The sequence below is a fragment of the Pseudarthrobacter sp. HLT1-3 genome (assembly GCF_059383535.1).
This window is the reverse complement of record NZ_JBWZCJ010000007.1, coordinates 30,950-43,215: the sequence shown is the minus strand read 5'-3', so window position 1 is coordinate 43,215 and position 12,266 is coordinate 30,950. Positions and strand designations below refer to the sequence as shown.

The following is a 12,266-nucleotide window of genomic DNA, read 5'->3' as shown; positions in this document are numbered from 1 at the left end:
CCCCCAACGCGACTTCGTGGATCGGCTTCGTCGGATGTCAGCCGATTTCCAGCACGGTGACCCGCCAGGCGAGCCGGCTGCGCTCCAGCCGCAGGGCGACCGCACGAACCCGCAACTCCTCGACCACCACGGCGCTGGCCTCATAGACATCCGCGGACACCCGGCAGGCCCGGACCGAGCGGACGGAGGCGTTTCGGTGCAGCCGTCCCGCCGTCGGTGCCGCCCCGCATGGCACCCTCCGGGTCAGGGCAGCCCGGTGCTGCAGTGCCGAGAGGCAGCGCTCGTCGAGCCGCCGGGCCAGCTGCTGCGCCGGCCGGGTGCCGGCCAGCACCTCGATGGCCGCCTGAACAGTGCTGCGCGAAATTGCGCAGATCTCCCGTTCTTCCTCGGCCAGCCCGGGCAGCGGCGCCACCGGAACCGGCGGAGCGGCGTTGGGGCCTGGCGGTGCCGCGCCTCCGGGGAGCAGACGCAGTGGCATAGCAGGGGAGACGGGGGCTACCGCGGCGGCGCGGGGGCTGGTCCTGGAGCTCATGATGCTTCCTTTGCTTTGTGGTTTGGCTGTTCTGGAACTCCGGCAGAGCCGTTGCCGGTGTGTTCCGGGCGGTCGCCTTGTGCGGCTGGGCGACTTCGGGGTTCAGGTCTTCAAAATCAGGGTGTGGGCGGAAGTCTGAGCACCTGACCGGGCCGCAGTAGGTGTGGGTTGGCTCCGATGACGTCCCGGTTGGCCTGGTAGAGCCGGGGCCAGTCCAAGGCGATGTCGACGTCGGAGGCATAAGGTCCCAGCCGGGCCGCGGAGAGGCTCCACAGCGAATCCCCGGGGCGTACAGTTACGACCGCTGCCTGGCCACCGGGTTGCTGGTGCCGCAGCGGGCGCCCCGCCAGCGGGCCGGGTTCGACCACCGGCCTGAGCGGCCGCCATTGCGGATTCGCGACGGCCGGCACGCCCTGCGCCAGCGTTGGCGCCGGCGCCGGCTGCGGGGTTGGCGCCAGCGTTGGCCTCTCGACGGACGGCGGGGCAACGCCAGTCGCGGCCGGGACCGGTTGCGGAGTCCACGCGGCGGATGCCGCGCGTGTGGCCGAGGCCGGTCCCGGGACGGACGGCTGGGTGGAAGCCGTTGCCAGCGGGGCGGTGAGCAGCTGAAGCCCGACGGCGGCCATGACCAGGCGGCGCATAAAGCCCGGGATGAACTTCCCGGCAGCCGAGGCCGCGCGGACCTTCCCGCCGCGTTGGAGGAGTGCCGCCGCCACAGCGATGACAAATGACATGGCCCACCAGACGATCACGATCAGACCGGCTGTGTTCGCCACAATGCCCAGCTGGTCTTCGAACGCCAGAGACTGCTGCCGTGCCGAGGACGCCTGCCAGCGCCGGACTATGCTGCCACCGGTTCCCGCAAGGAATACCCCCAGCAGCAGGATGGCTGCGGCCATAGCCGCGTCCCCAGGGAGCACGGGTACCCTGCGTCGGGGTACTACAGCGTTAGCCATCATCTCCGCCTCTCTGATTGCCAGCCGACCGACTTGGGTCGGTGGTGGCCTTTTGAGTAGTTTGATGTTGTTTAATGTGATTTAGCCCAGTGTGATCCCGTTAGCAGTATTTTGTCTAGGGGCATTTTCGAGCGCCGCTCATTGACCGCCGGGGATCGCGCGCCTACGCTGACGCCATGCGTTGGGATGCCCTCTTCGACGATCTCGAGACACAAGTGGCCGCCAGTGAGCGTCTGGATCTCGACGCGGAAATCTCCGAACGGACGCGTGCCGAGGCGGCAGCGGTGGAACTAGCGGATCGTCTGCGCGGCTCGCTGGGGCGACTGATTGTGGTGCAGCTTTCGTCCGGATCGAGGTTCGAGGGGACCCTGAGCCACGCGGGAAGCCAAGCGCTTGTGCTGGATGAGCCCAGGCACCAGGTGCTGGTTCCATACGCCTCGGCGGTCCGTTACCTCGGACTCTCCCGGCTGGCCGTGTCTGAGCCGTCCAAAGTCCGGCAACGCCTCGGCCTCGGGGGCGCACTGCGCGGGCTTGCGCGTGACCGGGCCGGGCTGGGCGTCCTGATTTCCGGCGGTTCAGCGGGAGAGATAACGCTCCACGGGGTGATTGACAGGGTGGGCCGCGATCACCTGGACCTGGCGGTCACCGGGGAAGGCGAGGAGCGTCGGACAGCCAATGTCCGTGAGTTGGCGACCATTCCGTTCACCGCGCTGGCCGGAATCAGGTCTGCCCGGACACCGGCCACCTAGACGATCGGGGACGCCGGCGACGGGTTGCGGAGGTGGGTCGCCGGGCAGGGGAGTCCGCGGTCGGGCCGTGGTGCAGCAGCAGGCGCACGGGATCCGGATGCCGGTCAGCGGGTCTTGGACTTTGCCTCTTCGATCATCCGGCTGGCTTCCGCATATCGTTCCTCGATGTACTGCTCGAGCATTTTCTCCTCGACACGCCACTGGCCTCTTCCGCCGACCTGAATGGCCTTGAGCTCACCGCTGCGAACAAGCGCGTAGGCAGACGGGGCGTTGATCTGGAGCTGCTCTGCGACGTCGGCGAGGGTGAGGAATCGGGGCATGACTCCATTTTGCCACCGAAGACTCCGACTGGGGCCGTTATCCACAGTTTGAACATCTTTGTTCCCGCGTCTTCCGGTCCGGGCGGGAAGCAGCAACAATGATGATGCCCGGCCTGATCCGGGGCTGCGATTACAGGGGGAGCGGGCGCATGGGTGTGACCACGGTGGGCGGCGGGGCGCGGCTGAAGAAACCGTCGTGGAAGGATCCCCGGCTCCTCGTGGGCATTCTGCTCGTCCTGGCCTCGGTGGCGGGCGTTACCTCCCTGGTCGGTGCGGCAGACCAGACCGCCGAGGCCTACACGGCGCGGGAAGCCATCGCGGTGGGCGAAACGCTGTCGGCGGACAAACTGAACCGCGTCAAGGTCCGCCTCGGCGACGTCGAACCGCACTATCTCACACCCGCAGCAGGGGTGGCCGATGGGCTTGTTGCCGTCCAGAGGATCGGCAAGGACCAGCTGGTGCCGCGAGAAAGTCTGGGGCAGCCCGACGGCCTGGACCGGAAGCCGGTTGCGGTGACGATCGAGGAGTCCCTGCCGGCCCAGGCAGTTGCTGGCTCCCGGGTCGATGTCTGGGTGGCGTTGCCTGATGCCCGGAACGGGTTCAGCCAGCCAACGCTGCTGTTGCCGGGGGCGGAAATCGCCCAGATCACTGCGGGCAGCACAGCCCTGGGGTCAGCCCGGTCCACCGTCGTGATGGTGCTGGTGACGGACGGGCAGATGCCAAACCTGCTGGGGGCACAGGCCAACAAGGCGAAGATCTCCGTGGTCTGGAACCCGGGTGGTGCGGGCCGATGAGCATCCCGGTCGTCACGGTCGGGGATTCGCGGGAAGACCTGGTGGGCAGGCTCGAACGGCTTCACGGGCCGGTGTCAGTTGTCCGGAGGTGCACCGAGCTGGCGGAACTGCTGGCGGCCTGCCAGGGCGGTCTGGCGCGGGCCGCCGTCGTGGCGGACGGAAGCGGGGAGCTGACGGCGTCGCTCGTCGACCGGCTGGCCGCCGTCGGCGTCGCCGTGCTTGCCCTGACCGACAGTCCAGAGGAAATGGCCCGGCTGGAGGGAATCGGCGTCGCTGCCGAACTGACCGGGGTGGACGCAGCCGTCCTGGCCCACCGCATCACCGGGGCCGTCGCCCAGCTGGCCGCAGCTGAGCCGCGGCTCCGGCAGGGAGACGTCAGCGGCCACGCTGCGGCCGGTCCGGCGCGGGGTCCGACCGGCGGCAGAGCCGCGCAGGGGACGGAACGATCCGGCACGGGTCAGATCCTTGCGGTCTGGGGACCCGCCGGTTCGCCAGGCCGGACCATGCTGGCGGCCAACATGGCGGCGGAACTCGCAGCGGAGGGAAAGTCGGTACTACTGGTGGACGCCGACAGCTACGGTGCCAGTGTCGCAGCCATGCTGGGCCTGCTGGACGAATCGGCCGGGCTGGCGCAGGCCTGCCGGCTGGCTGACCAGGGCCTCCTTGACCCAGGGGCGCTGCTCAGGATTGCGGTTCCCGTGGTCACGAGAGCGGGAACGTTCCGGGTACTGACCGGAATCACCCGCGCGGACCGCTGGACCGAACTCCGCGCCGCCGCGCTATCCCTGGTCCTGTCCCGGGCCAGACACGATTTCGACGTGACCGTCATCGATACAGGTTTCTGCCTGGAAAGTGACGAAGAGCTGAGCTTCGACACGATGGCGCCGCGCCGCAATGCCGCAACGCTGAGGAGCCTTGAACTGGCGGACACGGTGTTTGCCGTCGGGGCGGCGGACTCCATCGGCGTCCCGAGGCTGGTCCGTGGCCTGGCGGAGCTGGAATTGGCCGTTCCCAACGCGTCCCCGCGGGTAGTGCTCAACAAAGTCCGGCAGTCCGCTGTGGGACGCTCGCCGGAGCGACAACTCCGCGAAGCGTGGGAGCGGTTTGGACCCGCTGTCGCCCTGGGGGCGTTCCTGCCGGCCGATCCGGTCGCCACTGACGCGGCCCTGCTCGCGGGGTCCCTCCTGCTGGAGGCCGCGTCCGGCTCTCCCCTCCGGCAGGGGATCGCGGCGCTAGTTTGTGCACCTGTCCAGCGGAACCATCGATCCTCTGTATTTTCTTCCACAGCGAAGCGTTTACTTAAGGGCTAGGCTCGCCTTGAGGGCCGCAACGAAGCGGCCGCAAACTTTTTGATGGAGGCGTTTGTCGATGTCGTCTGGGTCCAGCGTGGAGGATCAACCCGTTTCGATCGGTGCCGGAGAAGGCTACCTGAAGGACTATTACGAGCACCTCGCTGAAGAAGACGAGCGGGCGTACCCTCCGGAGTTGCTGGCAGCGCGGGCGCAGACGCACCTTGAGACGGCGGCGGAACGGTTTCCCGGCGTCGCCAACATCGCCATATCAGACGAGGCCGACCGCAGCGTGGTCTACATCGTCACCGACGACATGCCTTTCCTCGTTGACTCGGTCAACGCGGAACTTGTCCGGCAGAGTGCCCCTATCCATCTGGTGATGCATCCGCTGTTCGTGGTGACCCGCAACCGTGAGAGCGGTGAACTCGTCAGGGTCGCCCGGGTTCCCTCACACCTGGGCATCTCCAGCGGGGACACCGCCGCGATGCCCAACCTTTCGCACCTGATCGCCCAGGGTGACAACGCCTCCCACATGGAATCCTGGATCGCCGTCGAAATCGACCGCGTCGACGACGCCAAGCGCGCGTCGCTGGTGGAAGGCATCGGGCGGGTGCTTGGCGATGTGCGTGCCGCGGTCGAAGACTGGCAGAAGATGCGGAACCGGGCACTCCAGATTTCGCAGGACCTGGACACGCTGGCCGATGCCGCGCAGATCGCCGAACTCCGCCAGGCCCAGGAGCTGTTGCGCTGGATGGATGACGGGAACTTCACCTTCCTGGGCTACCGCGAATATGAACTCAAGAACGAATCCGGCGAGGATGTCCTGGAACCGCGGGAAGAGAGCGGGCTCGGGCTGCTGCGCGGCGGCGCCGACACCCCGCACCAGATCCAGCACCTCACCGAGACGGGCCGGAAGAAGGCACGCGAAAAACGCGCGCTCGTCATCACAAAGGCCAACTCCCGATCCACCGTCCACCGCTCCGCGTACCTGGACTACATCGGCGTCAAGAGCTTCGACGCGGCCGGCAACGTCAACGGCGAGCGCCGCTTTATCGGGCTCTTCGCCACCACGGCCTACGCCGGCTCCGTGCGCGAGATCCCGGTGGTCCGCGAGAAAGTAGCAGCGGTGCTGAGCCAGGCCGGCTTCCCGCCCGATTCCCACTCCGGCAAGGACCTGCTCGGCATCCTCGAAACCTACCCCCGCGACGAGCTGTTCCAGATCGAAATACCCGATCTGGCCGCCATTGCAACCGGTATCCAGCGGCTGCAGGAACGGCGCCGGACCCGGCTGTTCCTCCGCCCGGACATCTATGGGCGCTTTATGTCAGCGCTCGTCTACCTTCCGCGCGACCGGTACACCACGAACGTTCGCCTGCGCATCGAGGAAGAACTCCGCGAGACCTTTGATGCCGTTTCCATCGACTTCGAGGCGCGGATGACCGAATCCGCCCTGGCCCGACTTTTCTTCCGCATCAGGCTTCCGAAGAACGCCGATGTCAGCAACGTCAACAGCGACGAACTCGAGAAGCGCCTGGTCCGCGCCGCCCGCTCCTGGGGCGAGGGGATCGCCGAGGTGCTGCGCGCCCGCGCCGATGGCAACGGTGGAATCAAGGACGCCGGCGCCAAGGAACTTGCCGCTGAGTGGGCCGAGGCCTTCCCCGCAAGCTACCGCGTCGATTACGAGGTGGAGGATGCCCTGGAGGACATCGCCCGCTTTGAGAAGTACGGTGCCGTGGCCGCTTCTGCCGGGGAGAGGGCCAAGGAACACCCCGGAGTCCACGTCTACCTCCCTGACGGCGCCGGAGCCACGCTCGAGGAGGACGCCCGCGTAAAGCTCTACATGCTTGAGCCCAAGAGCCTGAGCCAGATCCTGCCCTACTTCCATAACCTGGGCCTCGAGGTCCTGGACGAACGCCCGTTCGAGATCGAGACGGCGGACCAGCGTGACTTCTTCCTCTACGACCTGGGCCTGAAGTACCCGGCAGGGGTGGACCCGGTCAAGACGGGGCAGCTGCTCGCGGATTCCTTCGGCGCTGCGGTGTCCGGTGCGGTGGAATCGGACAGCTTCGACCGGCTGGTGCTGCGTGAGGGGATGCAGTGGCGCCAGGTTGTTGTGCTGCGGGCCTACGCCAAGTACATGCGGCAGATGGGCAACACCAACTCCTACGGTTTCCTGGCCGACACGCTGCTGGCCAACCCCGATGTCATCCGGGGCCTGAGCGCCCTGTTCGAGGCACGCTTCGATCCCTCGCTCGGCGAGGAGGCACGCCGGAGCCGGCAGGAAGGGGTCCTCGGGGGACTGGACGCAGCGATCGAACAGGTCGCGACCCTCGACGCCGACCGCGTCCTGCGTACCTTCAAGAACCTGATCCAGGCGACGCTGCGGACCAACTATTACCAGAACAAACCGCACCTGAGCTTCAAAATGAACCCGGCCGCCATTGACGGACTGCCGTTCCCCAGGCCCATGTTCGAGATCTGGGTCTACTCGCCCCGGGTCGAGGGCGTGCACCTGCGCTTCGGCAAGGTCGCCCGAGGCGGGCTGCGCTGGTCCGACCGGCGCGAGGACTTCCGCACCGAAATCCTTGGCCTGGTCAAGGCCCAGACGGTCAAGAACGCCGTCATCGTGCCGACCGGCGCAAAGGGTGGTTTCTACGCCAAGCAGCTGCCGGACCCGGCGGTGGACCGCACCGCGTGGATGGCGGAGGGCGTCGAAAGTTACAAGACGTTCATCCGTGGTCTCCTTGACGTCACCGACAACCTCGTCACGACGCAGGAGGGCGAGCAGCTGGTGCCGCCGGCCGACGTCGTACGGCACGACGGCGACGATTCCTACCTCGTAGTAGCGGCCGACAAGGGGACGGCCTCCTTCTCCGACATCGCCAACGGCCTGGCCGCGGAATACGGATTCTGGCTCGGCGATGCCTTCGCCTCCGGCGGCTCCGTCGGCTATGACCACAAGGCCATGGGCATCACCGCCCGCGGTGCCTGGGAGTCGGTAAAGCGCCACTTCAGCGAGCTGGATCTGGACACGCAGTCCGAGCCGTTCACCGTCGTCGGCGTCGGCGACATGTCAGGTGACGTGTTCGGCAACGGCATGCTGCTGTCAAAGCACATCCGGTTGCTTGCGGCCTTCGACCACCGGCACATCTTCCTCGATCCCGCCCCGGACGAGGCGGTATCCTTCGTCGAGCGCCAGCGGCTCTTCGAGTTGCCGCGTTCCTCCTGGGACGACTACAACAAGGCCCTGATCAGCGAAGGCGGCGGCGTGTTTGCCCGCCAGGCGAAGTCCATCCCGGTCTCAAACCAGGTCCGGTCCGCGCTCGGACTGCCCGACGGCACAACGCAGCTCAGCCCGCCGGAACTGCTGCGAGCGATCCTGCTCGCTCCGGCCGACCTGCTCTACAACGGCGGAATCGGAACCTACGTCAAGGCCAGCACGGAAACCCACGCAGAGGTCGGAGACAAGGCCAACGACACCATCCGCGTCGACGGCCGCGACCTGCGCGTGAAGGTCATCGGTGAAGGCGGAAACCTGGGCATGACACAGCGGGGACGCATTGAGGCTGCCCTTCAGGGCGTCATCCTGAACACCGATGCGATCGACAACTCTGCCGGGGTGGACTGCTCCGACCACGAGGTCAATATCAAGATCTTTGTGGACCGGATGGTTGCCGCGGGGAAGCTGGATCCGGCAGAGCGTTCGGAGTTCCTGGCGTCCATGACTGACGAAGTCGGCCGGCTCGTGCTGGAGGACAACATCGACCAGAACATCCTGCTGCTCAACGACCGGATGCGGGTTGCCGAATGGAGCCCCAGCTATGAGCGCCTGATGGACTGGCTGGAGAAGTCCGCCGATCTGAAACGCGATCTGGAGGCGCTTCCGAGCACGGAGACGCTGCGCGAGCGGCTGGACCAGGGCCAGGGGCTGACCTCGCCCGAACTGTCGGTGCTGGCGGCCTACGCCAAGATCGAGCTCGCCTCGGCACTGCGGGACAGCGACCTGCCCGATGACCCTTGGTTCCGGGGAGTCCTGCGGGCCTACTTCCCGCAGCAGCTGCGGGACCGGTTCGACGCCGAACTCGACACCCATCCGCTGCGGCGCGAAATCATCGCGACGGTGGTGGCGAACGACATGATCAACATGGGCGGCATCACCTTCGCGTTCCGCGCCATGGAAGAGACCTCGGCCACCGAGGCCGCTGTCGCCAAGGCCTTCGTGGCGCTCCGGGAAGTCTACGAACTGGACATCATGATCGGGGAACTCAATGAGTTGCCGGCGTCGTTCCCGACAGAGCACTGGAGCGCAGTCCACCTGGACATCCGGCGGCTCCTGGACCGGGCCGTGCGGTGGGTCCTGAGCCAGAGCAGCGCGTCCCAACCCATTGCCGAGATCGTGGGCGAGTTCAAGCCCCTGATGGATCCGATGCGGGCCCGCCTGCTGGACTACCTGCGCGGCGACGACCGTGCCCGGGTCGCCGAGTGGCTCGAAAAGGCGCGCCGCTGGGACCTTCCGGAGGACCTGGCACACCGCTGGGCGGAACTGTTCGAGAGTTTTGTGCTGCTGGACATCGCCAAGATCGTCCACGTCAGCCCGGAACCCGTGGAGAACATCGCCCATGTCTACTACACGGTGTTCAACCGCTTCCATGCGGATTCCCTGCTGGAGCGCATCACCAAGCTGCCCAGACGGGATCGCTGGCAGGCCCTGGCCCGGGCAGCGCTCCGTGACGATCTTTACTCGACCGTTTCGGATATGACCACGGCAGTGCTGGAGTCAACGCCTTCGGACCTGCCGGCGGAGGAGCGGCTCGTCGCGTGGGAGAGCCAGAATGTTGAGCAGCTGGGCCGGGCGAAGAGCATGTTTGACGAGGTGAACGCCCTCGAAGCCGATGACATGGCCTCGCTGTCGGTAGCATTGAGGCTCTTGAGGTCAATCGTTCGACGCTAGGCAGTTGACGCTGCCGCCGTCGCAAATGGAGGTGCTGTGGCAATCTTTACGGACCCTATCAGGGAGCATGCTGATTTCGGGCCGGGGGATGCCGAGTGGTTGCACCTCCTCGTCGGTGACTGGCAGATGGTCGCGGATCTGGCGTTCGCTGACCTGGCGCTGTGGTTCCCGCATCCTGAGTTCGGTTATGTGGCGCTGGCCCACGTCCGCCCCTCCACTACGCATACGGTGTTCCACTCCGACTTCGTGGGGGAGGGGATCCGGTCCGACCTGAAGCCGCTGGTCGACAAGGCGTGGGAGAGCCGGACCATCGAGCGGTCCAACGAGACCAACTGGAGCAGCGACATGGCCCTCCGGGTGGAGGCCGTGCCGATGGTCCGCAACGGCCGGACGCTGGCCATCGTCACGACCCACATGGACCTGTCCAGCTCGCGTATGCCCTCGCGGCTGGAGCTGACCTACCGGCAGTGCGCCTATGATCTGTTGCGGATGGGGACGCTGGGCCTCTGGCCGGACTTCGCCTCGCCCACCGGTTCCCGCCGCGGCGCGCCCCGTGTGGGGGACGGCCTGATCAGGCTCGACGCCGAGGGCATCGTCCAGTACGCGAGCCCCAACGGCGTCTCCGCGTTCCGCCGGCTCGGCGACGGCGAGTCGCTGGAGGGCCGGAGCCTGGCCGAGGTGACCGCGGGGCTGCTGAAGGACCGGCGGCTGGTCGACGAAACGCTGCCGCTGGTTGTCACCGGTCGCATGCCGTGGCGCAGTGAAATTGAGTCCCGCGGTGTCAGCCTGTCGCTGCGGGCGATTCCGCTGCGCGACGAACAGCAGCGCTTTGGCGCCCTGGTCCTTTGCCGGGATGTCTCGGAGCTGCGGCGACGGGAGATGGAGCTCGTTACCAAGGACGCCACGATCCGGGAGATCCACCACCGGGTCAAGAACAACCTGCAGACCGTGGCCGCCCTGTTGCGGATGCAGTCGCGGCGCATGGTCAGCGACGAGGGCAAGCAGGGGCTCGAGCAGGCGATGCGGCGGGTGGCCACCATTGCCCTCGTGCACGAGACGTTGTCGCAGGGCCTGACCCAGAGCGTCGACTTCGATGAGCTCATCGGCCGCCAGTTCCGGCTCTCCGCCGAGGTGGCTTCCCCGTCGCAGCAGGTGAAGACGGCGCGCTCCGGACTCTTCGGCGAACTGCCGAGCGACTTTGCCACCCCGCTGGCCCTGGTGATCAACGAACTGGTGGCGAACGCCGTCGAGCATGGTCTGGAGGGCCGGACCGGCACCGTCTGGCTGATCGCGGACCGCTCCGAAAGCGAGGACGGCGACGAGCTGCTCACCGTGACGGTGGAGGACGACGGCGTCGGCATCCCGGCGACGCCCTACGTGGAGGGACTCGGGCTGCAGATCGTGCGCACGCTGGTGACGAGTGAACTGGGCGGCAGCATTCAGTGGAGGGCCCGGGAGGGCGGCGGAACCGCTGTCCAGATCGTGTTGAGCCTCGCACCGCGGTAGCAGGGGCGGGTCTTGCGGCCGGATTCCTTTGGCCACATTGCCACCGGCCCTGCTGGCCTCGGCGGTTAACGAGCAATGGCCACAGACCGAGGTCTGCGGCCATTGCTGTTTTGGATGACGCGGATCGCCGGCTTTCCCGGCGTCACAAACCCGGCGTCAGGAGGCGCGGCGGGCGCGGGCAGCGCGGCGCTTCAGGGCGCGGCGCTCGTCCTCGCTCATGCCGCCCCAGACGCCGGCGTCCTGGCCGGATTCGAGTGCCCACTGCAGGCAGGTGTCGACGACGGGGCATCGTCGGCATACACTTTTGGCTTCCTCGATCTGCAGGAGGGCAGGGCCGGTGTTTCCTACGGGGAAGAACAGCTCCGGGTCCTTGTCAAGGCACGCTGCGCGGTTACGCCAATCCATGCTGATCAGTCACTCCATTTCTTGGGCACTCGTTAAATGCCTTTGTGAAATTATTCACTAGAGGCTTCATAAGAAAGGGGCCCTCTGGGGCCCCCTCGGTCATCTGGATTAAGCGTGTCATGTTAACGCTGCGTAAACAAGGGGTAATTGGCTGCAAAATGCCCTGGGATCGTGAGCGATGCATCACATTGGCTGGCGGCGCCCTCACATCTGAACGACTATGTCCGGTACTGTGCCAGTGTGTCAAGAGACCCAGAAAACTCCTCCAAAGCTGCCGGCAGCAGCGACGCCGGCCCCGCAGGGAACGCCGGGGCCCTGGCTCCGTCAGGACGGCCCGCGGGCATCCGGGTGATAGCGGCCATCGTGGCACTGGAGGCGACGGCCCTGCTGGTGGCGGCAATCTGGTACGGTAGCCAGCTCGTCACCGGTGCCCCCGTGCTCTCCTTCTGGGGCGCGGTGTTTACCCTGGGGCTTCTGCTGGCCTTCTCCGCCTGGCTTGTTGCCGTGTCCCTCTTCCTGTTCCGGGGATACCGCTGGCCGAGGGCGGCAGCGCTGGTGGCGCAGCTCTTCACACTCACCATCGGCTTTCCCACCATGACGGGCGGATACCCGCTGGCAGGCCTGGCCATGCTGGTGCCGGGGGTTCTCGCCATCATCCTGCTGTTTGACAAGCGGGTCATCGCGTTCGCCTCCCGGGTCGGTGGTGCACCGCCCGCACTGTAGGCAGCCCCGTCGTGGCGCCATGTACGCCGTCCCGCCGG

General features: G+C 66.8%; 10 protein-coding genes. 6 read left to right on the top strand and 4 right to left on the bottom strand.

The genetic code is table 11. The features are described 5' to 3' along the window. Positions 1 to 37: 37 nt before the first annotated feature. Together AC50X9_RS08055 and AC50X9_RS08050 are read right to left on the bottom strand one after the other, a co-directional pair. Positions 38 to 532, bottom strand: a complete 495-nt coding sequence (locus AC50X9_RS08055) for an Rv3235 family protein (RefSeq protein WP_494892208.1) — start codon at positions 530 to 532, stop codon at positions 38 to 40. A 116-nt stretch (positions 533 to 648) separates the two neighbouring features. Further along, the gene (locus AC50X9_RS08050) at positions 649 to 1,431 is read right to left on the bottom strand and encodes a LysM peptidoglycan-binding domain-containing protein (protein WP_494892206.1); all 783 of its coding nucleotides are present in this window, start codon (positions 1,429 to 1,431) and stop codon (positions 649 to 651) included. A gap of 233 nt (positions 1,432 to 1,664) precedes the next feature. Here AC50X9_RS08050 and AC50X9_RS08045 point away from each other — a divergent pair, with 233 nt between their 5' ends. Continuing rightward, positions 1,665 to 2,237 carry a hypothetical protein gene (locus tag AC50X9_RS08045; protein WP_494892204.1) on the top strand — a complete coding sequence of 191 codons (573 nt, stop codon included), beginning with the start codon at positions 1,665 to 1,667 and terminating at the stop codon, positions 2,235 to 2,237. A gap of 104 nt (positions 2,238 to 2,341) precedes the next feature. Here AC50X9_RS08045 and AC50X9_RS08040 read toward each other — a convergent pair whose 3' ends face one another. Further along, complete coding sequence (locus tag AC50X9_RS08040; protein ID WP_494892202.1) at positions 2,342 to 2,557, bottom strand: helix-turn-helix domain-containing protein; 216 nt, start codon at positions 2,555 to 2,557, stop codon at positions 2,342 to 2,344. Between the two features lie 149 nt (positions 2,558 to 2,706). Between AC50X9_RS08040 and AC50X9_RS08035 the strand changes: the two genes are divergently transcribed. The 4 genes from AC50X9_RS08035 to AC50X9_RS08020 are packed head-to-tail and all read left to right on the top strand — an operon-like array spanning position 2,707 to position 11,100. Further along, a complete protein-coding gene (locus AC50X9_RS08035; protein WP_494892200.1) occupies positions 2,707 to 3,351 on the top strand; it encodes a CpaB family protein in 645 nt (214 codons plus the stop codon). Beyond that, complete coding sequence (locus AC50X9_RS08030) at positions 3,348 to 4,661, top strand: CpaE/TadZ family protein (RefSeq protein WP_494892198.1); 1,314 nt, start codon at positions 3,348 to 3,350, stop codon at positions 4,659 to 4,661. Before AC50X9_RS08035 ends, AC50X9_RS08030 begins: the two co-directional genes overlap by 4 nt. Before the next feature lie 58 nt (positions 4,662 to 4,719). Then, on the top strand, positions 4,720 to 9,594 hold the full coding sequence (locus AC50X9_RS08025; RefSeq protein WP_494892196.1) for an NAD-glutamate dehydrogenase: 4,875 nt from the start codon (positions 4,720 to 4,722) through the stop codon (positions 9,592 to 9,594). Positions 9,595 to 9,630: 36 nt separating this feature from the next. Then, positions 9,631 to 11,100: a sensor histidine kinase gene (locus AC50X9_RS08020; protein WP_494892191.1), complete on the top strand. Its 1,470-nt coding sequence runs from the start codon at positions 9,631 to 9,633 to the stop codon at positions 11,098 to 11,100. Between the two features lie 156 nt (positions 11,101 to 11,256). Here AC50X9_RS08020 and AC50X9_RS08015 read toward each other — a convergent pair whose 3' ends face one another. Further along, positions 11,257 to 11,505 (bottom strand): WhiB family transcriptional regulator, encoded by a 249-nt coding sequence (locus tag AC50X9_RS08015; protein ID WP_003804966.1) that lies wholly within the window; start codon positions 11,503 to 11,505, stop codon positions 11,257 to 11,259. Positions 11,506 to 11,745: 240 nt separating this feature from the next. Between AC50X9_RS08015 and AC50X9_RS08010 the strand changes: the two genes are divergently transcribed. Beyond that, a complete protein-coding gene (locus AC50X9_RS08010) occupies positions 11,746 to 12,228 on the top strand; it encodes a hypothetical protein (RefSeq protein ID WP_494892187.1) in 483 nt (160 codons plus the stop codon). Positions 12,229 to 12,266 lie beyond the last annotated feature (38 nt).

Coding starts and splice junctions, on each gene's coding strand:
- AC50X9_RS08030 (WP_494892198.1), top strand. CDS start 3,348: ATGAGCATCCCGGTCGTCACGGTCGGGGATTCGCGGGAAGACCTGGTG.
- AC50X9_RS08040 (WP_494892202.1), bottom strand. CDS start 2,557: ATGCCCCGATTCCTCACCCTCGCCGACGTCGCAGAGCAGCTCCAGATC.
- AC50X9_RS08045 (WP_494892204.1), top strand. CDS start 1,665: ATGCGTTGGGATGCCCTCTTCGACGATCTCGAGACACAAGTGGCCGCC.
- AC50X9_RS08015 (WP_003804966.1), bottom strand. CDS start 11,505: ATGGATTGGCGTAACCGCGCAGCGTGCCTTGACAAGGACCCGGAGCTG.
- AC50X9_RS08025 (WP_494892196.1), top strand. CDS start 4,720: ATGTCGTCTGGGTCCAGCGTGGAGGATCAACCCGTTTCGATCGGTGCC.
- AC50X9_RS08050 (WP_494892206.1), bottom strand. CDS start 1,431: ATGGCCGCAGCCATCCTGCTGCTGGGGGTATTCCTTGCGGGAACCGGT.
- AC50X9_RS08055 (WP_494892208.1), bottom strand. CDS start 532: ATGAGCTCCAGGACCAGCCCCCGCGCCGCCGCGGTAGCCCCCGTCTCC.
- AC50X9_RS08035 (WP_494892200.1), top strand. CDS start 2,707: ATGGGTGTGACCACGGTGGGCGGCGGGGCGCGGCTGAAGAAACCGTCG.